This is a genomic window from Weizmannia sp. FSL W8-0401, assembly GCF_038009125.1.
In the GTDB taxonomy this organism is placed as follows: domain Bacteria; phylum Bacillota; class Bacilli; order Bacillales; family Bacillaceae_C; genus Weizmannia; species Weizmannia coagulans.
This window is the reverse complement of sequence record NZ_JBBPAG010000001.1, coordinates 2,614,992-2,637,102: the sequence shown is the minus strand read 5'-3', so window position 1 is coordinate 2,637,102 and position 22,111 is coordinate 2,614,992. Positions and strand designations below refer to the sequence as shown.

Annotated in this window: 21 protein-coding genes; 15 read left to right on the top strand and 6 right to left on the bottom strand. The window is 47.2% G+C overall.

The genetic code is table 11. The features are described 5' to 3' along the window. Positions 1–83 precede the first annotated feature (83 nt). Both NSU00_RS12945 and NSU00_RS12940 read left to right on the top strand, forming a co-directional pair. Complete coding sequence (locus NSU00_RS12945; protein ID WP_014097176.1) at positions 84–842, top strand: GTP pyrophosphokinase; 759 nt, start codon at positions 84–86, stop codon at positions 840–842. Then, positions 839–1,276: a YwnF family protein gene (locus NSU00_RS12940; protein WP_179234675.1), complete on the top strand. Its 438-nt coding sequence runs from the start codon at positions 839–841 to the stop codon at positions 1,274–1,276. The genes NSU00_RS12945 and NSU00_RS12940 overlap by 4 nt, the downstream gene beginning before the upstream one ends. Positions 1,277–1,567: 291 nt before the next feature. Here the strand turns inward: NSU00_RS12940 and NSU00_RS12935 are convergent, their stop codons facing one another. Further along, entirely contained in the window at positions 1,568–1,813 is a 246-nt protein-coding gene (locus NSU00_RS12935) for a hypothetical protein (protein WP_014097178.1), read from the bottom strand. A gap of 166 nt (positions 1,814–1,979) precedes the next feature. Between NSU00_RS12935 and rlmN the strand changes: the two genes are divergently transcribed. The 5 genes from rlmN (at position 1,980) to yidA (ending at position 6,800) form a co-directional block, all read left to right on the top strand. Continuing rightward, the gene (gene rlmN, locus NSU00_RS12930; protein ID WP_340702947.1) at positions 1,980–3,047 is read left to right on the top strand and encodes a 23S rRNA (adenine(2503)-C(2))-methyltransferase RlmN; all 1,068 of its coding nucleotides are present in this window, start codon (positions 1,980–1,982) and stop codon (positions 3,045–3,047) included. 159 nt (positions 3,048–3,206) lie between these two features. After that, entirely contained in the window at positions 3,207–4,736 is a 1,530-nt protein-coding gene (locus tag NSU00_RS12925) for a sugar porter family MFS transporter (protein ID WP_340703772.1), read from the top strand. A gap of 178 nt (positions 4,737–4,914) precedes the next feature. Next, the gene (locus tag NSU00_RS12920) at positions 4,915–5,397 is read left to right on the top strand and encodes a PTS glucose transporter subunit IIA (RefSeq protein ID WP_013860418.1); all 483 of its coding nucleotides are present in this window, start codon (positions 4,915–4,917) and stop codon (positions 5,395–5,397) included. A 165-nt stretch (positions 5,398–5,562) separates the two neighbouring features. Then, positions 5,563–5,880 (top strand): nitrous oxide-stimulated promoter family protein, encoded by a 318-nt coding sequence (locus tag NSU00_RS12915; protein ID WP_340703771.1) that lies wholly within the window; start codon positions 5,563–5,565, stop codon positions 5,878–5,880. 110 nt (positions 5,881–5,990) lie between these two features. After that, positions 5,991–6,800: a sugar-phosphatase gene (yidA, locus tag NSU00_RS12910; RefSeq protein WP_017554285.1), complete on the top strand. Its 810-nt coding sequence runs from the start codon at positions 5,991–5,993 to the stop codon at positions 6,798–6,800. Positions 6,801–6,839: 39 nt separating this feature from the next. On the opposite strand, the gene NSU00_RS12905 is transcribed toward yidA, so the two are convergent. Next, positions 6,840–7,019 (bottom strand): hypothetical protein, encoded by a 180-nt coding sequence (locus tag NSU00_RS12905; RefSeq protein ID WP_340703936.1) that lies wholly within the window; start codon positions 7,017–7,019, stop codon positions 6,840–6,842. Between the two features lie 165 nt (positions 7,020–7,184). On the opposite strand from NSU00_RS12905, the gene NSU00_RS12900 reads away from it, so the two are divergent. Then, positions 7,185–7,718, top strand: a complete 534-nt coding sequence (locus NSU00_RS12900; RefSeq protein ID WP_133536463.1) for a hemerythrin domain-containing protein — start codon at positions 7,185–7,187, stop codon at positions 7,716–7,718. Between the two features lie 47 nt (positions 7,719–7,765). Here NSU00_RS12900 and NSU00_RS12895 read toward each other — a convergent pair whose 3' ends face one another. After that, complete coding sequence (locus NSU00_RS12895) at positions 7,766–8,869, bottom strand: glycerol dehydrogenase (protein WP_340703770.1); 1,104 nt, start codon at positions 8,867–8,869, stop codon at positions 7,766–7,768. A gap of 263 nt (positions 8,870–9,132) precedes the next feature. Here NSU00_RS12895 and NSU00_RS12890 point away from each other — a divergent pair, with 263 nt between their 5' ends. The 6 genes from NSU00_RS12890 (at position 9,133) to fni (ending at position 16,536) form a co-directional block, all read left to right on the top strand. After that, a complete protein-coding gene (locus NSU00_RS12890; RefSeq protein ID WP_237348532.1) occupies positions 9,133–9,891 on the top strand; it encodes a DeoR/GlpR family DNA-binding transcription regulator in 759 nt (252 codons plus the stop codon). Between the two features lie 128 nt (positions 9,892–10,019). After that, complete coding sequence (locus tag NSU00_RS12885; RefSeq protein WP_237348531.1) at positions 10,020–11,918, top strand: PTS fructose transporter subunit IIABC; 1,899 nt, start codon at positions 10,020–10,022, stop codon at positions 11,916–11,918. Between the two features lie 309 nt (positions 11,919–12,227). Beyond that, positions 12,228–14,267, top strand: a complete 2,040-nt coding sequence (locus tag NSU00_RS12880) for a Na+/H+ antiporter (RefSeq protein ID WP_340703769.1) — start codon at positions 12,228–12,230, stop codon at positions 14,265–14,267. A gap of 223 nt (positions 14,268–14,490) precedes the next feature. Beyond that, complete coding sequence (locus NSU00_RS12875) at positions 14,491–14,721, top strand: excisionase family DNA-binding protein (protein WP_013860408.1); 231 nt, start codon at positions 14,491–14,493, stop codon at positions 14,719–14,721. 21 nt (positions 14,722–14,742) lie between these two features. Next, positions 14,743–15,411 carry an N-acetylmannosamine-6-phosphate 2-epimerase gene (locus NSU00_RS12870; RefSeq protein WP_340703768.1) on the top strand — a complete coding sequence of 223 codons (669 nt, stop codon included), beginning with the start codon at positions 14,743–14,745 and terminating at the stop codon, positions 15,409–15,411. Between the two features lie 93 nt (positions 15,412–15,504). After that, positions 15,505–16,536, top strand: a complete 1,032-nt coding sequence (gene fni / locus NSU00_RS12865) for a type 2 isopentenyl-diphosphate Delta-isomerase (RefSeq protein ID WP_340703767.1) — start codon at positions 15,505–15,507, stop codon at positions 16,534–16,536. A gap of 54 nt (positions 16,537–16,590) precedes the next feature. On the opposite strand, the gene NSU00_RS12860 is transcribed toward fni, so the two are convergent. From NSU00_RS12860 to NSU00_RS12850, 3 genes are all read right to left on the bottom strand, one after another. Next, positions 16,591–16,713 carry a hypothetical protein gene (locus tag NSU00_RS12860; protein WP_013860405.1) on the bottom strand — a complete coding sequence of 41 codons (123 nt, stop codon included), beginning with the start codon at positions 16,711–16,713 and terminating at the stop codon, positions 16,591–16,593. A 118-nt stretch (positions 16,714–16,831) separates the two neighbouring features. Further along, entirely contained in the window at positions 16,832–17,326 is a 495-nt protein-coding gene (locus NSU00_RS12855; protein ID WP_017554259.1) for a DoxX family protein, read from the bottom strand. 279 nt (positions 17,327–17,605) lie between these two features. Further along, on the bottom strand, positions 17,606–18,193 hold the full coding sequence (locus NSU00_RS12850) for a nitroreductase family protein (RefSeq protein ID WP_019722097.1): 588 nt from the start codon (positions 18,191–18,193) through the stop codon (positions 17,606–17,608). Positions 18,194–18,342: 149 nt separating this feature from the next. Between NSU00_RS12850 and NSU00_RS12845 the strand changes: the two genes are divergently transcribed. Continuing rightward, positions 18,343–21,588: a DEAD/DEAH box helicase gene (locus tag NSU00_RS12845; RefSeq protein ID WP_340703766.1), complete on the top strand. Its 3,246-nt coding sequence runs from the start codon at positions 18,343–18,345 to the stop codon at positions 21,586–21,588. Positions 21,589–22,111: the final 523 nt, after the last annotated feature.

The window sequence follows — 22,111 nt, the reverse complement described above, 5'->3', positions numbered from 1 at the left end:
AATGCGATTCTTTGACAAAACCCCCTCCTGCATTTAAGATGGGGATAACGGATTTGCATTGCAAATTTGAAGGAGAGACAAAAATGGAAGTTGCCATCCCGATAGATTTTGAGCAGATGAAAGAAGTCAAAACAGAGCTGACGCGGTTTATGATGTCGTATAAATTCGCGCTCCATGAAGTGATGACAAAAATTGATATTTTAAAAGAAGAATTCCAGTACGTCCATGACTACAATCCGATTGAGCATGTAAAATCGCGCCTAAAGTCACCGGAAAGCATTTTGAACAAAGCATATCGGAAGGGTTGTGCATTATCGCTTGATTCGATTCGTGAAAACATCCGCGATATTGCCGGCATTCGGATTACATGTTCGTTTATTTCAGACATATATGAGATCAGCAAAATGATCCAGCAACAAAAAGATGTAAAGTTAATTGAGTGCAAGGATTACATTCAAAATCCGAAACCGAACGGCTACCAAAGCCTCCATATGATCATCAAAATTCCGGTTTTCATGTCGGACAGGTCGGAAGAAGTGTATGTTGAGATTCAGATCCGGACAATCGCCATGGACTTTTGGGCAAGCCTGGAGCATAAAATATACTATAAATACGATGAGGATGTGCCGCAACATTTGAAGGAAGAACTGAAAGAAGCAGCACTGCAGGCAGCACAACTCGATGTAAAAATGGAGAATATCCAAAAAGAAATGAAGGAAGTCAAAAAGCGGAACAGTGAAAACAGCGTGCACCAACTGATTGTAGATACTGAAAAGCTTCGAATCCCTGAAGATTTTTTAAAAGCGGCCTTAAATGAAACGGATGGGAAGGGATCCATTTGATCATTAATTTGAACGAAATGCCGGGATTTGTCCGGTTTGAAATGGAGAAATTAGGGGAAATGATCGCCCCGAAACTGAAAAAAGCCAACCAGTATGCATTTTGGTCCAAACCGCTGATCTTTGTGGCAGCGCTCAATTTGTTTTTGTTGCTTCTCGTGATGCCGGCGGAGGACCGCTCGATTCCGCTCCTCCTTTTCTGTGCGGTTGCTGGGGCGTTCGGCATGGCGCTGTCGCAGGAAGCGCGGGTTTTGAGAAAAGAAATTACGAAGCTCAGTTTTTCCTATATGAAAAAGCGGATTGAAAAAAGCAGCATTGTCACGGAGCCGGTGAAAAAACGCTATGCGGCATTGATCGAAAAGGAACCGACGAATATTTTCCTCCACTTTATCCACTTTTTGGAAGAAGAGCAAAACAGAAAAAAAGAGCTTTGGTAAAATCCGCACGGCCCGTTGATGGCGTGCGGATTCTTTGAATTTTTATGGACGGATGGGAAAATCCAACACTCCTGCGGCATTTTTACGCTCGTTTGTCTGGATGCGTGGGGATTTTTGCCCGCTCGATAGGCCGGGCGTTTCCATGCAAGTTTTTCTCGCCATGCGGCTTCTTGGTGAGAATAGCCGGAAAACGGGCGAAACCGAAACACTTTGCATGCTGCTAACAATATAGCGGGCTGCCCCTTTTTCATACATTAGCGCTTTCAAATTTTTAAAAGCACCCTAAAAAAGCTATTCTCTTTCCGGTTCGTGCCCGATTGTGATTAAGCGCGTCTCCACGTTGATGTCCAAGTTCACATCGTATCCGCAGTTTGACACCTGAACGGATGCATCACGAACAGAGAAAGCAACCACCGTATCCAGTTCGCCATCCAGCACGGCAAAGGCATACTGGTCTTCCTGATTTGTGTACAAATGGTATGATTCGTGAATGACAACGGTCCATCGGTATGGCAGGAATAATGTTTTTGTGCCCATGTCTGTCTCTCCCTGAAAAAATGTAGTTATCTAAACTATATTCGTTCCCTGCCGCCAGAATTCCTGCTTTCGCTTCGGCCCATTTTGCAACATCTGCCTGTGGAAATCGGCGGCAAATTCGATTACAATAGGAATTATGCGAAAAACGCCAGAAAAGAGGGGTAGAATGGAAAAGAAATCCATTTTTGGATTGACGATAGATCAATTGACCGGCTGGATGCTTGAACACGGACAGAAAAAATTCCGCGCCCAACAAGTGTGGGAATGGTTGTACCAAAAAAGGGTGAAAAGCTTTGCAGAGATGACGAATGTCAATAAAGACTGCCTTGCGTTGCTTGAGGAACATTTCCATATTCACACGTTAAAACAAGTGGTGAAACAGGAATCAAAGGACGGCACGGTAAAATTTTTGTTCCAGCTTAAGGACGGCAATTTAATTGAAACGGTTTTGATGCGCCAACATTATGGTTTGTCGGTTTGCGTGACGACCCAGGTCGGCTGCAATATCGGCTGCTCGTTCTGCGCAAGCGGCCTGCTCCGCAAAAACCGCGACCTGGACAGCGGGGAAATTGTAGAACAGATTATGTATGTCCAGAAACATTTTGATGAAGCCGGAAAGGGCGAGCGGGTCAGCCATGTGGTCGTCATGGGGATTGGCGAACCGTTCGATAACTTTGAGAATGTGGTGAACTTCCTTAAAATTATCAATGCGCCAAAGGGACTGGCGATCGGCGCGCGCCATATCACCGTTTCCACAAGCGGCCTTGCACCGAAAATTTATGCGTTCGCAGACCTTGACCTGCAGGTGAATTTGGCCATTTCCCTGCATGCGCCGAATAATGAACTCCGGTCGCGCATCATGAAAATCAACCGTGCATACCCGCTTGAAAAGCTGATGCCTGCGATCGATTATTATTTAGAAAAAACAAATCGCAGAATCACGTTCGAATATATTTTGCTGAAAGATGTCAATGACCATAAGGAAGAAGCGCTGCAGCTTGCAAAACTGCTGCAGGACAAGCGCCATCTTGCTTACGTCAATCTCATTCCTTACAATCCTGTTAACGAGCACGGTTATCAAAGAAGCGAAAAAGAATCGATTATGACATTTTACGATACGCTCAAAAAAAATGGCATCAACTGCGTTGTGCGCCAGGAACACGGCACGGATATCGATGCGGCATGCGGCCAGCTCCGCAGCAAACAGATCAAAAAAGCGAACAGAACGGCATAATAGAGCCCGCCCCGTATTTTGGATTTTATCCAAAGCGGGGCGGGCTTTTTACGTTTAAAAAAACGAACAAACAGGGTAGGTATAGGGTACAGCAATTATATGCTGAAAAAATATTTTAACAACATACGAAGAATACATGATAGGAAAGGAATGAGCGTAATGAGAGGAAAAGATGAGGGAGACGGGGGCAGGCGTGTTTCAGTCCGTACCGAGGCAGCGGGAACTAGGAAAGAATCATTTTCTAAAAAAACTTTTCTGCGTTTGATTACAATCGTATCAACATTTGGTGGTTTACTATATGGCTATGATACAGGCGTTGTCAACGGGGCGCTGCCATTCATGTCAAGGGATGACCAGCTTGGTTTAACGCCGTTTACGCAAGGGCTTGTCACAAGCACCTTGCTTTTAGGGGCAGCATTCGGTGCCGTGTTCGGGGGGAGGCTTTCTGACCGGAAAGGGCGCCGGAAAACGATCTTAAGCGTCGCTTTTATTTTCGTCATCGCCACGCTTGGCTGTTCGATGGCGCCGAATGTGGCCGCCATGGTTACCTTCCGGATGATCTTGGGCCTTGCAGTTGGCGCGACAGCTGTCACAGTCCCGACTTTTTTGGCAGAATTGTCGCCTGCCGAACACCGCGGGCGTATCGTTACACAAAATCAACTGATGATTGTCTCCGGCCAACTATTTGCCTATACGTTTAACGCGATACTGGCCAATACGTTCGGGGAAGCCGGAAACATTTGGAGATATATGTTGGCAATCGCAACATTGCCGGCTGTCATTTTATGGCTCGGGATGCTGATTGTGCCGGAAAGCCCGCGCTGGCTCGCCGCAAAAGGCAAATTTGGGGAAGCCCTCGATGTGTTGCGGAGAATACGCGAAGAAAAACGGGCACAAATGGAATGGAATGAGATTCGCCAGACAGTCGAAAAAGATGCCAAAATGAAAAAGGCAACCTTGAAAGATTTAAAACTTCCATTTGTCCGCCGCATCATTGTCATCGGTGTCGGCATCGCGATGATCCAGCAGCTGACCGGCGTGAACTCCATTATGTATTATGGGACGGAAATTTTAAAGAAATCCGGATTTTCGACAGGCGCAGCACTGATCGGAAATATTGCCAACGGTTTGATTTCCGTTCTCGCCACCCTTACAGGCATTGCACTTTTGGACAGGGCCGGCAGAAGAAAAATGCTGATTACCGGGCTTGCAGGGACAAGCACTGCGCTCCTTTTGATCGGGATTTTTTCGATCACGTTAAAAAACAGTGCAGCATTGCCATTTCTCGTTTTGGGCTTGACCGTCATGTTTCTCGCTTTCCAGCAGGGCGGCGTATCTCCTGTGACATGGCTCATGCAGTCGGAAATTTATCCGATCCATTTACGGGGGCTTGCGATGGGGATCTCGGTTTTCTGCCTGTTTATAACGAATTTCCTTGTCGGCCTGTTGTTTCCGGTATTGTTCCATGCAATCGGACTGTCGGCAACATTCTTCATTTTTACCGGGCTTGGCATCTTCTCCATCCTGTTTGTAAAAAAATTCGTCCCGGAAACGAAGGGGCGGTCGCTTGAAGAAATTGAGCAAAGCTTCCATGCGCGGAAGGAGCGTTACTTTGCGCGCAGAAAAAAATCAACATTCAACCGGAACAACCAGCCGCAGCACTTGCATCACAGCGGCATGGACCGGTAAAAATTTTTCGAAAAGGGTCCGGCGCGGGCCCTTTTCGTTTGTCCATACATATAATAGAATAAGAAGTTTTTCCAAAAATATGTGAAGTTTCCTGACGCCAAACAAGACAGTGTTTCAAAATAGGTGTATAATAGAAGTGAAAAATACAGATTTTACTGACTAAAGGAGGTGTTGTGAGATGTTCAACTGGCTGAAAAGAAAAAATTCAAAAGTGGTTACACTTGTTTCCCCGATAGCCGGCAATATGATTCCGTGCAAAGATACGGGCAAGCCGGGTAAAGGCATTGCCATCCAACCGCTTGAAGGAAGGGTGCATTCGCCCGCAGCAGGAAGAATTACGCACATTTCTCCGGAAAACAACGCCATCAGTATATTGACAGACCAGGGGCTTGAAATTACAATCCGCCTCAATACAGAAGAAGCCGCTATGGAAAGCGAAGAATTTGTGATCATGGTCAAAGAAGGCGATCACATTACCGCCGGAACTCCGCTCATGGAATTTTCCTTTCAATTGACAGATGCCAAAACAGAAAATCTTTACTCCTCTGTCTCCGTTGCCAATATGGATCAAGTCGAAAGCATGGAAGTCCCGCCGGCCCAGACAATCGGCCTCGATGACTGGGTAATGCGGGTAAAAATGAAATCAGGGAACCGGGAATAATCTTTTTTAAAGAAGGTGGCTCCCATTTTTTACCGTTTGTTAAAAGGGACATAGAAATGCCGTAAAGGCTTTTGTTCTTTACGGTATTTTTGTGTGCATTGTAGAAAAATCGTTAAAATTGCTTTTCTGTGGCTGTGGTATGGTGAAAACAGGAGGTCGATCGCCATGCCAAAAAGGGAATTAAACAACGGGCCGGTCATCCAAAAAGAAAAGGAAACCGTGTCACAAATGATTGCCATTTACTGCCGGAAAAAACACCACCGCAAGACGCTTTGCGAAGAATGCCTCGATTTACAAAACTATTGCTTAATAAGGCTTTCCTATTGCCGGTTTGGCGAGGAAAAAAGCGCGTGTTCCAACTGCAAGGTCCATTGCTACCGGAAAGATTACCGTGAAAAAATCAGGGCGGTCATGCGTTTTTCCGGCCCGTGGATGCTTTTGTACCATCCCGTTTTTTCCATCCGGCATTTATTAAAAAAATAAGTTTGGGCGATGCATGATTTGTAAATGATTTTACATAAATGGATTTTACCGGCTGAGTGTATTATGATAAAATCATATGAAATTTTCTCATCACCAAGGAGCAGAAAAATATGTATAAATTGATTGCCATTGATATGGACGGAACGCTTTTAAACGACCAGCATGAAGTCACTCCGGAAGTCCGGGAAGCTTTACATAAAGCGAAAAAGAAAGGCGTCAAAATCGTGCTGTGCACGGGGCGGCCGATCGGGGGCGTCCGCCGCTTTCTTGAAGATTTATTGCTGAATGAAGAAGATGATTATGTCATTGCCTATAACGGCGCGCTCGTGCAAAATACGCATACGAACGGGGTTGTCGCGGAACGGTCGATTGGTTACGGCGATTTGGTGCGGCTGTACGGGCTCAGCCTCGAACTGAAAACGCCGATGCATTTTTTTGACCCGGAACATTTGTATACGCCGAACCGGGATCTCAGTCCTTATACGGTTGTGGAATCTTATTTGACGCAGATGCCGGTGCATTACCGGACGTTGGAAGAGCTGCCGCGGGATATGGTGATTCCGAAAGTGATGTTTATTGACGAGCCGGAGAAGCTGAGCCGGACGATTGAAGCGATTCCGGACTGGGTGCAGGAGAAGTACACGATGGTCAGAAGCATGCCGTTTTATTATGAAATATTGCATAAAGATGCGAGCAAAGGCAATGCTGTGAAACTCCTTGCCAGCCATCTCGGCATCCGCCGCGAGGAAGTGGTTTGTATCGGCGATAATGAAAATGACCTGACCATGATTGAATACGCCGGCTGCGGGGTGGCGATGGGCAATGCCGTCCCGAAAGTAAAGGCGATTGCCGATTTCGAAACGCGCACGAACAACGAACACGGCGTCGCCTATGCAATTGAGAAACTGGTGTTGTCGTAAAAAGAAGGGTGCCCGCCGGCAGAAGGCAGGCACCCTTCTTTAAAATGGATTCGGGCCGGGATCTTCCAGTGCCTCAGCGAGTTCTCCGCAATCCGGGCAACAAATATAGATATCATACAAATGATACCCGACATAGCCGTGCGTCAACTCCTGCATATCCCAAATCGTTTCCCATTCTCTATCAAAAGTCTTGTTGCAACGTTTACAGTAAAACATCACGATTCCAAAATCTTCCTGTCCCTTTTCCTGCTTTAAAACAGTTTGGGTCGCCCTGAACGGATTCTGCCAAATAAGACAAATTTGCAAACTATGATCTGCATCACGCCATTTTTACGCCATCTTGTTTAAAATAAAGGAAATCTCAAAGAAAGAGGGGGAATTAACATGGAAATGCCACATTGTGCCATGATTAGCGGCGGGGCTGATGTTGCATTGTGCGCAGGCCTCAACCAGTTGAAAAATGAGCATGGGCACTTGAATGAAGTAAAACGCGCATTGTATGAAACGGCAGAGCAGATGATAAACGGTGAACTCGAAAATAAACGAGAAGCCCTTGGCGCGCTGCGGAAAGGGACTGAATCCTTTTCCGCACAGCTGAAACACCATGCCGAACGGGAAGAAAATGTGCTGTTTACCATGATGGCCCGCTACATTGGACGCGAAAACGGGCCGATCGCCGTGATGGAATACGAGCATGATGAAGCAGAAAAATATATTGAGATTTTCTTGAATGGCACAAAAATCATGGATGAAGGCCAGGCCGAAATGCTTGCTTCCTATATCGTTCAAATGTATGAGCTGCTCACAAGCCATTTTTTCAAAGAAGAAAACGTCCTGTTTCCAATGGCTGAAAACCTGTTATCAGCAGCTGAAAAAGACGAGCTGGAAGAAAAAATCTGTACAACTGGATTACAGTGAAATTCCAAAAAAGGGCTGTCCCGGAACCGGGAGCAGCCTTTTTGCCATCATGCCCATTTTTCCTTATAATACCGCCCTACGGAATCAGCAGTGACGATTGCTGCATACACATGGTCAGGGGTGACTTCAAACGGCATGTTATAAATCGTCTCGCCTTCCGCGCAGGAAAGTTCAGCCACTTTCCGGAGCTTTTCCTCATTGAGTTCTTTCACGCCCAAATCCCCGAGCGTGACGGGAAGTCCGACACTCAGGCAGAAGGAGACCACCTCTTCAATTTCCGCTTTCGGCGCATCTTCTAAAATCAGCTGGGCGAGGGTACCGAATGCCACTTTTTCGCCGTGGTACATGCTATGGGTTTCTTCAAGCACGGTAAGCCCGTTATGGATCGCATGTGCCGCAGCAAGGCCGCCGCTTTCAAAGCCGATCCCACTCAAATACGTATTCGCTTCAATGATTTTTTCCACTGCTTCCGTAACAAGATGTTTTTCTGCTGCCAGTTTCGCTTTTAACCCTTCCAAAATTTGCGTGTCATAGCAAAGTTTTGCAAGCGTAATCGCCGCTTCCGTAACATGTCCGCCGGCCATCGTCGTTTTATTTGCCCGCTTAGTGGCACGCGCTTCAAAATACGTCGCAAGCGCATCCCCCATGCCGGAAACGAGCAGGCGGGCAGGGGCAGAGGCAATCACTTTCGTATCCATGATGACAAACGTCGGGTTCAGCGGCAGCATCAAGTATTCTTCAAACTCGCCTTTCTCTTTGTAGATGACAGACAGGGCGCTTGTCGGGGCATCGGTGGAAGCGATGGTCGGCGCGACAATCACCGGGATGTTGTTGTAATACCCGACGGCTTTTGCGGTATCCAATGTTTTTCCACCGCCGATTCCGACCATGACATCAGCTTTCTGGGATTTGCAGGCATCACAAAGCCGTTCGATTTCTGGTTTAGAACACTCGCCGCCGAATAATGCCATTTGATACCCCGTTTCTTTGCCGGCATAGCTTTCTTCAACCGTTTTGCCGACAAGGCCGGTGACAAATTCATCCGCAATAATAAACGCTTTTTTGCCAAGCCTTTCCGTATACGCCGAAAGCCTGGACAATTCATCGGGGCCCTGTATAAACTTGCTTGGAGAGGTAATGATTTTCGTCATAAAAATGCCTCCTCTTTTTGTGAAAAGTATAACAAACACAACTCCATCATAACCTATTTTTGCAAAAAAGAAAACCTTTTCATCGCATCATCCATACTTTTTCAAAAACGTTCAATTTTCGGGGGATAATAAGTAAAATGAGGCTGTCACGACAAAATGTGACAGGAATATGATTTGTTTTGAAGAAAAATGATATTTTTTGATTGAAAACGGTTGATTATGATTAAGTATATGATAAAATAACATCAGACGGAGGAATGAAGATGTTAGCAGAAGAACGCTATCAAATCATTTTGCAACATTTGCAAGAAAACCATATCGTAAAAGTGCAGGAGCTGGTTAACCTGCTTAATGCTTCAGAATCAACGGTCAGGCGCGATCTTCAGGACCTGGAAGCGATGAATTTGCTCAGGCGCATCCATGGCGGCGCATCGATTTTGCAACGCAGAAGCGAAGAACCGGATATGGATACGAAAACGCTCAAAAACGTTCAACAGAAAAGAATCATCGCTCAATTGGCAGCAAAAATGATCAGTGACAATGACTGCATTTATTTGGACGCCGGAACGACAACGCTTGAAATGATCCCTTATATAGAGGGGAATAATGTAATCGTTGTCACGAACGGGATCCCGCATGTGGAGGCGCTTGTCGAGAAAAAAATCAAATCTTACCTTCTCGGCGGGATGATGAAACGAACGACGAGGGCGGTGATCGGCAGTGTCGCCATGCAGACATTAAACAGTTTCCGGTTTGACAAAGCGTTTCTCGGCGCAAACGGCGTAGACCTTGAAATGGGCTTTACCACGCCGGACCCGGAAGAAGCATTGATCAAGCGGCGGGCAAAAGAACTTTCCGAACAATGTTATGTGCTTGCAGACAGCAGCAAATTTCAGGAAGTGGCTTTTTGCAAGATGTTTGACATTTCGGAGGCTTCCATTATCACGGATGAATTGCCGGATTCCTTAAAATCTTCCATTTTAAGCAAAACGAAGGTGATATGTGAGCAAAGCGGAGCATAAGGAAGTTTTTCCTCCGCCATGATAAAAGCACGCAGTTGAAACAAAATAACAAATGGCTCTTCAGCACCCGGTTTGGATGCCGTGATAAGATGTATTGTTTTCTGTACTGGAAAAAGGAGTGAACTAAAATGAAAATAACCGATTTATTGGTCCAGGAGACCATGGTTATGGATATGCAGGCGACGAAAAAAGAAGAAGCGATTGACGAATTGATTGCAAGCCTGTCAAAAAGCGGCCGCATCAATGACCCGGTTCTTTTTAAAGAAATGATTTTAAAACGCGAGCAGGAGTCGAGTACAGGAATCGGCGACGGAATTGCAATGCCGCACGCAAAAACAAAAGCGGTCAATAAAGCGACAGTCGTATTCGGGCGCAGCAAAAAAGGCGTCGATTACGAGGCGCTGGACGGCCAGCCATCCTATTTATTCTTCATGATTGCAGCGCCTGAAGACGCAGCGGATACGCATTTGCAAACATTGGCGGCATTGTCGAGGCTTTTGATCGACCAGGAGTTTGTACAGCAATTGAAACAGGCTGAAACGCCGGCTGAAGTGGCAAGGCTGTTCGATGAAAAACAAGCGGAAAAAGAAGGAAAAGAAGCAGCGGAAACGGGTGCCGGCAACGGTTCGGATGACAAATTGATCGTTGCTGTTACCGCCTGTCCGACCGGGATCGCCCATACGTATATGGCGGAAGATTCTTTGAAGAAAAAAGCGGAAGAAATGGGCATTCCGATCCGGGTGGAAACAAACGGCTCGGAAGGTGTCAAACACGAACTGACGAAAGATGAAATTGACCGCGCTGTCGGGGTCATTGTCGCAGCCGACAAGAAAGTTGAAATGGCGCGCTTTGACGGCAAACACGTCCTGCAAACGCCTGTCAGCGATGCCATCCGCAAGCCGGAAGACTTGATCAACCGGATACTGGAACAAAATGCGCCTGTTTACCATGCAGACAGCACGGACCGCAGCCAGGACGACGGGCCGGCGGAGAAAAAGTCGGTATGGGGAACCATTTACAAAGATTTGATGAACGGGATTTCGCACATGCTGCCATTCGTTGTCGGCGGCGGGATCTTGCTAGCGATTTCGTTCCTGATTGAAAGAACAGCCGGTGAACACAACACGATTTTCAAAATGCTGAGTGCGATTGCAGGCGGCGATACAGGGGCATTCCACTTCCTGATTGCGATTCTGGCCGGATTTATCGCATCGAGCATTGGCGACCGCCCGGCTCTCATGCCTGGTATGGTCGGCGGCTATCTTGCGTCCCGCTCGAATGCCGGTTTCCTCGGCGGACTTGCAGCCGGTTTCCTTGCCGGATATATGATCGTCTTTTTGAAAAAAGTATTTGCAGGGCTGCCGCAGGCGCTGAATGGATTAAAACCGATTTTGATTTTCCCGGTTTTAGGCCTCTTGCTTACCGGCGGATTGATGTACTATATTTTTGACCCGATTTTCAAATGGATCAACACCGGTTTAATCGGTGGTTTGAATAACCTTGGCACGGGCAATGCCGTACTGCTCGGCATCGTTCTGGGCGGCATGATGGCCATCGATATGGGCGGCCCGTTCAACAAAGCGGCTTACACGTTTGCGATCGGTGTATTTACGTCGAGCGGTAACACGAACGGCATGATGATGGCTGCCGTAATGGCCGGCGGGATGGTACCGCCGCTTGCGATTGCGCTTGCCACCACGTTCTTCAAAAATAAATTTACGAATCAGGAAAAAGAAGCAGGCATTACAAACTATGTGCTCGGGCTGTCCTTTATTACGGAAGGGGCAATCCCGTTTGCAGCATCCGATCCGCTCCGTGTCATTGGTTCAAGCATTGTTGGTTCGGCGATAGCCGGTGGGCTGACACAATTCTGGCACATTAACATACCGGCTCCGCACGGCGGGATTTTCGTTGTATTCCTTGCCAACCATGCGGTCTTGTTCCTTGTCTCCATTATCATTGGCGCAATTGTTTCCGGCCTGATTCTCGGGTTATGGAAACGGCCTGTTGCACAGAAAAACGGATAATGCAGAAAACAAAGCTTTTTGTATAAAGCAAATAAGGTAACGAAAAAAGACCGGCTAGGCATGCCGGTCTTTTTTCATTCTCTAATATTTTTCACCGTGCCCGGCTACCATGCGGCGATGGTGGCCTGTTCGGCAGATAAAAGATTGAAGCAACGGCCGGTCCGCGTTAACATAAAATTATCAAAATATTGCCATCGCCGCCAAAAATTTCGTTACAGCTCGTTTTTTTACACGCTTTTCACGGATATTTGGGTATAGTTGTATTAGTGGATTTAATAAACATAAGAGGATAAGGGGAAAAATATCCATATGAACATGTTTCTGATTTTATTGATCTTACTTTTGCTTGTTGGCATCTCCGATATTTTAAATCATTTTATCCCATTTATTCCGGTGCCGCTTATTCAAATTGCCCTCGGTCTTGCGTTTGCAGCCGTGCCGGTCGGGGCGCATGTCCCGCTTGAACCGGAATTGTTTTTCGTGTTATTTATCGCACCACTGTTGTTTCATGATGGAAGAAACGTATCCCGCGAAGCCATGTGGAGGCTGCGGAATCCGATTTTGCTGCTTGCGCTCGGGCTTGTTTTTGTCACGGTGTTTGCGGTCGGGTATATTACCCATCTGATGATTCCCTCACTCCCGTTTGCGGCAGCATTTGCCCTGGCCGCCATTTTATCCCCGACCGATGTTGTAGCAGTCAGCGCCATTTCCGAGCGGGTAAAAATTTCACGCGTGATCATGCACCTGCTGCAAGGAGAAGGGCTATTAAATGATGCATCCAGCCTTGTTGCATTTAAATTTGCGATTGCGGCAGCGGTCACTGGGTCGTTTTCGCTTGCTGAAGCCGGCGCCAGTTTTTTGCTCATCTCGATCGGCGGCTTTTTAGGCGGCGCATTGCTGGCATTTTTCATTATCCGTTTCAGGGTGCTGATTCGCCGCCTCGGGATGGAAGATGTCACGATCCATATGCTCATCCAAATTTTAACTCCGTTTTTCATTTACCTTGTTGCGGAACATTTTCATTTATCTGGCATTTTGGCGGTTGTCGCCGGCGGAATGGTCCATGCCGTTGAGCGTGAACGGGAACAGTCCCCAAATCTTTCCTACCAGATCGTTTCGCGCAGTACTTGGACAGTTTTATCCTATATTTTAAACGGCCTTGTCTTTGTCCTTTTAGGCCAGCAAATGCCGGCAGTACTCGGCGAAATTTGGACAAGCCCGGATTTTAATAACGGCACGGTGATTTTGTATATCGTTGTGGTCACGGCCGCCCTTTTGCTGCTCCGGTTTCTCTGGGTGTACGCCGTGTGGTGGGTCGGATGGAAGTCAAAAAAACTGCGCCTTGCAAAGCCTTCCCTAAAGCATACGGCGATTACAACGATATCCGGCGTCCGGGGGGCGGTTACGCTGGCCGGCGCATTCTCTATTCCGTACACCATTGCAAGCGGAGCTCCTTTTCCGGATCGTTCTTTGCTGATTTTTATTGCGGCCGGTGTCATCCTGCTGACGCTTGTGATCGCAAGTGTGTTCCTGCCTCTTTTGGCGAAGCGGGAAGGAAATGAGGCAGATCGTTCAGAGCGTAAAGCGGAAAAAAATGCTTCAATCTTTATCAAGGAAGCGGCAGTCCAGTCTGTGCGTGAGGAAGTGAATGACGAGAACCGGGAAGCGGCAGCGGCTGTGATTGACAACTATCAAAATATGCTACATCAATTAAAAGCGGAAAAAAGTGAAATAGATTCACTTGAATTCAAACGGATTGAAACGGAGACAAGGATGAAGGCGCTGGAGGCGGAAACGGATTATATTAATGCTTTGATGAAATCAAAACGCATTGACCAGGAGATGGCTTTTTTGTTCCTTGAATATATTCACCGGATGGAAATTGCCGTTACCGATAAAATGAAGTTCAGGTTTTTGAATTTATGGACCCTTTTCCGGAAAGGCGCCACCCGGTTTCTTTTCCTCTTTTACCCGAATAAGGAAAGACGCCGCAAACAGCGGATTAACCGTTATGCGAAAATCAGGCAAATTAAAATTGAAATGGCGGAAGCGGCGATCCGGGCCATTAAATCGGGAATGACAGAGGAAAACAGGGAAATTTCGTTTCTTGTCATCAGTGAATACCGGAAGTTTATCCGGATTTTGAACAAGCCGAAAAATATGGAGGCATCCCTGAAGTATACCCAGATGGAAAGGGAGCTGCAGGAAAAGGCTTTTCAGGCCGAGCGAAACGCTGTGCAGGCGCTGTTTGAACGGGGGAAAATTTCAAGGGAGACTGCCTGCAAACTCCGCAGGCAAATCAATATCCGGGAAGTGTATTGGATGGAAGAACATCAACTCCATGCATGATATAATAATCTTAGAAGGCCGTGCCGGAACGAATGCGGCATCCGCAAATTAATCAGGACAGGCTTTTGTGCCGCTTTTTCCGCACACGGGCTGATATAAAATGGCGTAATCTGGCTCCTTCTATTGTTAATCCGGCTTCATTTTGTGTAGTGAATATGATCCGGGATTGAAAGCCTCGTTGTATTGTCCGTATTCCAAAAAAAGATGAATCGGGGTGCCTGCAATGTATTTAACCATTCAGGAAACAGCGGAATATCTGTCTTTGCCGGAACCGGTGATTGAGAAACTGATCCTGCAAAGACGCATACGCGCCGTGCATGATGGAGAGCAGTATTTGATTAACCGGGATCAGTTTGATATTTATTTGCAACAGCTCGAAAAATACAGGCAGCTTGTGGAAGAATGGCTGAATGAACCGCTTCCTGAAGATCCGGACATCAAAGACGAGGACTAAACGGATATTGGAGGATTTGGAATGTTTGACAAGGTAAAAGGAAAGCTGATTGTGTCATGCCAGGCGCTGGAGGATGAACCTTTGCACAGCCCGTTCATCATGTCGAAAATGGCGCTCGCAGCAAAAGAAGGCGGAGCGGCCGGCATCCCGGCAAACAGCGCTGACGATATCCGGGCCATCAAAGCAGAAACAGGGCTGCCTGTCATTGGCATTGTCAAAAGGGATTACGAAGGTTCAGAAGTGTATATTATCCCAACAAAAAAAGAAATTGACGAGCTGTTTGCCGTAAAACCGGATATGATCGCGCTTGACGCAACCGGCCGGAAACGCCCGGGCGGCGAAACGCTTTCCGGTTTAATCGGATATATCCATGAAGCCGGCCTACCGGTGATGGCCGACATTTCGACGTATGAAGAAGGATTGCAGGCAGCAAGGCTCGGTGCGGATTGTGTCTCCACAACGCTTTCCGGCTACACCTCCTATTCTCCGAAACAGGGAGGGCCCGATTTTGCATTGCTCAAGAAGCTTGTGGAAGCCTTGGCGATTCCCGTTTTTGCAGAAGGGCATATCAATACGCCGGCTGAAGCGAAAAAAGCGCTCGAATTCGGGGCGTTTGCAGTTGTGGTGGGTTCAGCCATTACAAGGCCGCAGCTGATTACAAGAAAATTCGCAGAGGCGATGAGGGCATAGAGCTTGATGAAAATGCCGGGTAAAGCCAGAAACGGCTTCTGGTTGCAAACCGATACAGGAAGGAATGGCTTCCATACGAAAGGTGACGTGAAAATGGAAGATTCATCTATCTCAAAGCGGAAAGCGGAACATATCCGTGTTGTGCTTGAGGAGAATGTCGCCGGGAAAGATATAACAACCGGCTTTGAAAAATATCGTTTTGAACATCAGGCGCTGCCTGAACTGGATTTTGAAGAAATCTCGACGGAAACGGCTTTTCTTGGCAAACCGTTGAAAGCCCCGTTTTTGATCAGTTCCATGACCGGCGGCACTGCCCAGGCCCGCACCATTAACCGGAACCTGGCGCAGGCGGCAGAGAAAAGAGGCTGGGCCTTTGCGTTAGGGTCGACACGGGCTGCATTGGAAAGCCCGGAACAGGCGTATACTTTTCAGGTGCGGGATGTTGCGCCGCATATTCCGGTTTTGGCCAATCTTGGCGCCGTCCAGCTGAATTACGGCTACGGGATTGACGAGTGCCGCCGGATTGTGGAACTGACCGAGGCGGATGCCTTGATCCTGCATTTTAACTCCTTGCAGGAAGTCTTCCAAAAGGGCGGCAATACGAATTTTAAAGATCTGCTTGTGAAAATTGAAGACCTTTGCAGCCGCCTGGAAGTCCCGGTCGGCGCCAAAGAAGTCGGCTGGGGCATCAACGGTCGCCTCGCTGAAAAGCTTTATTCTGTTGGTGTTTCTTTTGTTGATGTTGCCGGCTCAGGCGGGACATCGTGGAGCCAGGTGGAAAAATATTTAACGTCCGATCCGTTGAAAAAAGCGGCAGCAGAGGCATTTTCGGGCTGGGGAAACCCGACGGCAGAGTGCCTTACCCAGGCCCGCAACCTTGGCCTAAAAGGCACTTTGGTCGCAAGCGGCGGCTTGAAAAACGGGGTGGATGCCGCCAAAGCCATCGCCCTCGGAGCCGACTTGGCGGGATTCGGAAGAAAACTGTTGCACGACGCAGTACATTCAGTGGATGCGCTGCTTTCTACTTATGAACAAACAGAGCTTGAGCTGAAGATTGCCATGTTCGGAATCGGGGCAAAAGACTTGTCCGCTTTGAAACAAACACCGCTTTTGAAAAAAATGTAAACCATCCGGCTGCATAAAAAACCCCGGCTCCCGTTTTTGGGAGGCCGGGATTTTTCACTTTTTCGCGCCTGCAAAGTTAGACAGTTGGTCCATCAGTTTACTGCGTGATCTTTTATTCCGCAATAAATAGGCGGCACCTAAAGCGACTGCTGTCATGGCCATTGATTTTTTCATCATCCACCACATCCCTTCTTTTTTCGTATGTTTGTACTTTTCCCCTTGTATGCGGAATTAAACAGTTTAAAGCCAAAATGAAAAAGCAAACCCGGAAAAGGTTTGCTTTGAAATGGACCGGTTAATGGGCAGGGCGCGGTTTATGGGCCCGGTTTTGGAAATAATTTTTTATTGCCGGGATGGCGATACGGTCAAGTCCCCAGTAGTAAGATGCGCTGCCTGTAAACAACAGAATGATGGCGACGGTGTAAAGGACCGGGTTGGTGCTCGTTGTGCCGGCAAGCATAAAATTCAGGTTCATAAACGCGCCTGCAATTAATGCCGGGATGGTTGCCAGCCCGACAATCAGGCCAAGGCCGACCAGCAATTCCCCATAAGGAATCAGCACATTAAAAACATGGACATTCGGTACGGCAAAATGGGCGAGGAACGCTGCGTACCAGCCTTGAACTTCGGCATTTTCGCCAGCCGTTTTTGCCAGAGCCCCCTTTAAAAATCCGGAAGCGTCAAACCCTCCTGTCAATTTATGGAAACCTGCTTCCAGCCATTGAATGCCGAGCCAAATGCGGATGATTGCCCAGATAATGCTGACTTTGGAATCATGATACCATTTCATTTTGAACATCTCCTCAAGATAAAATGATCATTTCATGTGAATTCCTTCACATATCTTACATTTTTAGAATACAGCGTTTGCAACGGAATTACAATGGATTCCGGACGGTTGTCAAGAATTTGTGATATATTTCACATTTGCGAACAAAACATTAAAAAAGCAGCAAGCCAGGCTCACCGCTTTTTTTCGATGTTCCATTTCCATTTGTAAACAGCTTTCCCACGGCCGTTGCCGGATCCGTTGTTGCTTTGGTCAAGCTCCGGATCCCTTCTGCCGACTTTATTTTACCGGATTTCCGAAACTTCCCTCGAAAACCGATTCTTTCACAGGCCTGCGTGCAGAAGGCGTCTCTCTTTCCTGCAGGGAAGCAGGCAGTGCCTCTTTTTCACCACGGTACCCGATGGCAATAAGGGCGTCAATTGCATAATCGGCCGGGATGTTCAATACTTCACGTGCTTTTTCAAAATCAAAGCCCGTCATCGGATGCGTGGCGAGCCCTTTTCTGACGGCTTCAAGGGAAAGATATCCCCATGCTGCGCCCGCATCAAAAGCATGTGAACCGATCGGGCCGGTTTCACTTTCCGTTTTCGAGAGAATGAGCGCAAATGCTGGGACGTTCTTGCACCACATCCTGTTGTACTCTCCGAGAAACGACAGAATCTTTTCCCTGTCTTCCTTTGTACGTGCAAGAATAAAGCGCCAAGGCTGGTGGTTATAAGCGGACGGCGCCCAGCGCGCTGCTTCAAACAAGCTCAAAAGCACCTCTTCCGGTACTTCTTTTTCCAAAAAAGAACGCGGTGACCATCTTTCCAAATAGACCGGATCGATATCATAGTGCGCTTCACGCGGCGATGTTGTCTTTACCATGGGGATTCCTCCTTATTGATGTCATATCTTTTTTATATTAAAATAATCCAACGCAATCTACAAACGATTCAACTCGGGCAAAAAATGTATTTATGTGCCTGTTATTGTATAATGGTACTCAGGAGAAAATACGAACAGGATGATCTGAATTGGTTGAGCTTTTGCTTTTTGAAGAAGATGTTGAAGATATGTATTCCCCCGCTATTTTCCGCAGAGGAATGAGGTATTACCTTGAAGGACGGGTAAAAAAATTGATACCTGATTCTACTATGGAATTTACCTGGACGGCAATCGTAAAAGGATCCAAAACCTATTACGTCACCGTTCGGTATGACGAAGAATTCGGGGGATTTGCAAACGAATGCACGTGCCCGGCATTTGCACAATACGGCGAGTGCAAGCATGAAGTGGCGGCCATGCTTGCGATTGCAAATAGGGAGGAAGAGGTGGCGGAACCGGATATTGGCGATGTTCCGGAGACGCACCAGAATATGAAAACTTTACAATTGATGAATATTTTTTCCGGCCTTCAGCAAAGCATGATGGAAACCAAACACCATGCCGCGAGAAAGCCGCTTCGTCTTGAATATTTTTTAAAAGCTACGAACATTTCCGGCTTTGGCTCTGACCACTTTTTAACCATTGAATTTAAAATTGGGCCTGGCCGGACATATGTGGTGCGCAACATAAAAGAATTCCTTGGCCATGTCAGCCACGGGAACCCGCATGAATTTACGAAAAACTTCACTTATGATCCGGATGAATATGAGTTTGAAAAAGAAGATCATGAAATTGTGGAGATGCTGCTTTTTATGCTTTCCACCCAGCAACTGTACGAGGCTTCTATCGATAATTGGTACAGATATACATTTGAGCGGGAACTGGTTATTCCTCCGTTTATCGCAAGGCCGCTCATAGAAAAGCTGGCAAACCGCAAGTGCAAATTTGAATATGGGCGTTATGCCTCAGACTCGATTACGGTGCAACCGGGAGAAGAACTGCCGCTTTCTTTCCGGCTTGACGGCAACAGACAGGGCGGCCCGGGCTTTTCACTGCAGCTGAAGAGCTTAAGGGACCTGCTTTTGTTTGAACAATACGGGCTTGCATTTTACAAAGGGGTTTTTTATGAAACGCCCGATGAGCAACTTGTTCTCTTAAAGGCGCTCGAAGATTTTTACAAAAACAGCGGCGATGAAGTAGAGATCCGGCAAGAGCAGATGAGCCCGTTCCTTTCCAATGTGCTGCCAGGCCTGAAGCGGATCGGAAAAGTAAAGCTTACAAATGAAATCAAAGGGAAAATCGTCCAGCCAAAACTGCAAACGAAAATTTTCATGGACAACGAAGACGAAAAAATTACGCTCCGGATTGAGCATCATTACGGCTCCCGTGTCATTGATCCGTTTACGGACGAAGAGACCGCCGATGATGATAAAATTTTGCTGCGCGATGTGGAAAAAGAACAGAAAATCATGACGATGATTGAACAGTCCCCGCTCAAATATAACGGCAAACAGCTGTATTTGGAAGACGATGAAGAAGCGCTGTACGAATTTATTTTTACTATTCTACCGCAGCTTGAAGAAGAAGCGGAAGTGTATATTGCAGGCGGCATAAAATCGTATTTTCAGACAAGCCGCTACACGCCGGTTACATCGGTGGATATGGATACGAGCGGAAATTTTCTGGAAGTCAATTTTGACATGGACGGCATTGATGAAGAAGAAATCCGCAATGTGCTCCGGTCCGTCATCGAGAAAAAACGGTATTACCGGCTGCCGGACGGGGCTTTTGTCTCCCTTGAAAGCGATGAATTCGAACATATCGGGCAGCTCCTTAATGAACTGCATGTCTCGAAAAAAGAGCTTGAAGACAACCGCCTCAAAGTCCCGGTTTACCGCGGGCTCCAGGTGGAAGAGCTGATGAAAACGCGTGATAAATACGCCGTTAAATTTGGCAAAGCGTTCCGTAAGCTTGTCCAGCAGCTGAAAAATCCGGAAGATACGGATTTTGAACTGCCAAAAGGGCTTCAGGCGAAGATGCGTGATTATCAGGTGACCGGGTTCCAATGGTTCAAGTCGCTTGCTTATTACCGTCTTGGCGGGATTCTGGCTGATGACATGGGGCTCGGAAAAACATTGCAGAGCATCTCTTACATGCTGTCGGAAAAAGAAGCAAATCCGGATATCAAGCCGTTCTTGGTTGTAGCGCCGGCATCCTTGATCTACAACTGGAAAAGCGAGATTGAAAAATTTGCACCGGGGCTGTCGTCAGTGGTTATTGCCGGCACGCCTTCCGAGCGGAAAGCCTTTTTTGAAGCGGGCGAGCTGCCGGATGTGCTGATCACCTCATACCCGACACTGCGCCAGGATATCGGGGAGTATGAAAAAATGGAATTCAACACCCTTATTTTGGATGAGGCCCAGGCGATTAAAAACTATGCGACAAAAACAGCCGCCGCCGTCCGGAATGTGCAGGCAGGGAGAAGATTTGCGTTAAGCGGAACGCCGATTGAAAATTCTATTGATGAATTATGGTCGATTTTTCAGGCGGTTCTCCCGGGCTTTTTCCCGCCGCTATCCGAATTCCGGAAAATGGAGCAGGAAAAAATTTCGCGGATGGTGCGGCCGTTCATTTTGCGCCGCGTCAAAAAAGATGTGTTGAAAGAGCTGCCGGATAAAATCGAAACGAATCAATTGTCCGAGCTGACGAAACCGCAAAAAGAACTTTATTTGGCGTATTTGGACAGAATCCGGCATGAAACCGCCCAAACATTGGCTGAAGGGGATTTTAACCGGAATCGGATTAAGATTCTCGCGGGTCTTACCCGTCTGCGGCAATTGTGCTGCCATCCGGCCCTGTTTGTGGAGAATTACCGGGGCGAGTCCGGAAAACTCGAGCAGCTCGTTGAATTGGCCCATGCGGCAATCGAAAACGGAAAACGGATGCTCATTTTCTCGCAGTTTTCCAGCATGCTCCAGCTGATCCGGTCGCGTTTTTCCGGCGAGGGCATCGATTCCTTTTATCTCGACGGCCAGACGCCATCACGCGAGCGGGTCGAAATGGCAGACCGGTTTAATAGCGGCGAGAAAAATGTCTTTCTGATTTCGCTCAAGGCAGGCGGCACCGGCTTAAACCTGACCGGCGCCGATACCGTTGTGCTGTACGATTTGTGGTGGAACCCGGCTGTGGAAGAACAGGCGGCCGGCCGCGCCCACCGCATCGGCCAGAAAAACGTCGTCCAGGTCATCCGCCTGATCGCCCGCGGCACCATTGAGGAAAAAATATACGAACTCCAGCAGAAAAAGAAAGAACTGATCGAAAAAGTCATCCAGCCGGGCGAAACCATGCTGAACAGCCTGAATGAAGAGGAAATTAAAGAACTGCTGGGCATGTAAAGGGAATGTGGCGGCATTTACATTTACGGCCGGGTGGCGATTGGCATAAGGAGGCTTTGAACGTTCAAGGATCGGCGTTTCTAAAAATCCAAGCAGCTGGCCCGGGATTGAAGCTCCGGCACTTTCTGCAAGGATGTTTCACGGCCCTCCTGATTGCGAGGCTTTTCCTTCCCCGTGAGATGGCTGGGTGTATAAAAGAGAATTACCTGGTTGGAACTTTCCCAGCCTGGTGGAAAAACCCCCGCAGTTATTTGGCTGCGGGGGTTTTTGAGGATGGGGGAGAACTATTCTTGAAGTGAAATGCAATTTTTTAAGCTACCTGTTGTTACGAGCGGCTTCCATACACAACGTGTTAAAGTTCAACAATATTGTTAGTTAATAAAAAAAATACTGTTTAAATACATAAAAGGTTATGGTTCAAGACGATAACATTATTCTACTGGATAGCGGCATGAAAGTAAATGTCAAGTATTCACAAACCTTTATCAAGTATATTTTTTATTAAATAAACCATTTACAATTT

Bases quoted from the DNA above. Each gene is read 5' to 3' on its own strand.
- NSU00_RS12945 (WP_014097176.1), top strand. From the start codon at position 84: ATGGAAGTTGCCATCCCGATAGATTTTGAGCAGATGAAAGAAGTCAAA.
- NSU00_RS12935 (WP_014097178.1), bottom strand. From the start codon at position 1,813: ATGGGCACAAAAACATTATTCCTGCCATACCGATGGACCGTTGTCATT.
- rlmN (WP_340702947.1), top strand. From the start codon at position 1,980: ATGGAAAAGAAATCCATTTTTGGATTGACGATAGATCAATTGACCGGC.
- NSU00_RS12925 (WP_340703772.1), top strand. From the start codon at position 3,207: ATGAGAGGAAAAGATGAGGGAGACGGGGGCAGGCGTGTTTCAGTCCGT.
- NSU00_RS12920 (WP_013860418.1), top strand. From the start codon at position 4,915: ATGTTCAACTGGCTGAAAAGAAAAAATTCAAAAGTGGTTACACTTGTT.
- NSU00_RS12915 (WP_340703771.1), top strand. From the start codon at position 5,563: ATGCCAAAAAGGGAATTAAACAACGGGCCGGTCATCCAAAAAGAAAAG.
- yidA (WP_017554285.1), top strand. From the start codon at position 5,991: ATGTATAAATTGATTGCCATTGATATGGACGGAACGCTTTTAAACGAC.
- NSU00_RS12900 (WP_133536463.1), top strand. From the start codon at position 7,185: ATGGAAATGCCACATTGTGCCATGATTAGCGGCGGGGCTGATGTTGCA.
- NSU00_RS12895 (WP_340703770.1), bottom strand. From the start codon at position 8,869: ATGACGAAAATCATTACCTCTCCAAGCAAGTTTATACAGGGCCCCGAT.
- NSU00_RS12890 (WP_237348532.1), top strand. From the start codon at position 9,133: ATGTTAGCAGAAGAACGCTATCAAATCATTTTGCAACATTTGCAAGAA.
- NSU00_RS12885 (WP_237348531.1), top strand. From the start codon at position 10,020: ATGAAAATAACCGATTTATTGGTCCAGGAGACCATGGTTATGGATATG.
- NSU00_RS12880 (WP_340703769.1), top strand. From the start codon at position 12,228: ATGAACATGTTTCTGATTTTATTGATCTTACTTTTGCTTGTTGGCATC.
- NSU00_RS12875 (WP_013860408.1), top strand. From the start codon at position 14,491: ATGTATTTAACCATTCAGGAAACAGCGGAATATCTGTCTTTGCCGGAA.
- NSU00_RS12870 (WP_340703768.1), top strand. From the start codon at position 14,743: ATGTTTGACAAGGTAAAAGGAAAGCTGATTGTGTCATGCCAGGCGCTG.
- fni (WP_340703767.1), top strand. From the start codon at position 15,505: ATGGAAGATTCATCTATCTCAAAGCGGAAAGCGGAACATATCCGTGTT.
- NSU00_RS12860 (WP_013860405.1), bottom strand. From the start codon at position 16,713: ATGATGAAAAAATCAATGGCCATGACAGCAGTCGCTTTAGGTGCCGCC.
- NSU00_RS12855 (WP_017554259.1), bottom strand. From the start codon at position 17,326: ATGAAATGGTATCATGATTCCAAAGTCAGCATTATCTGGGCAATCATC.
- NSU00_RS12850 (WP_019722097.1), bottom strand. From the start codon at position 18,193: ATGGTAAAGACAACATCGCCGCGTGAAGCGCACTATGATATCGATCCG.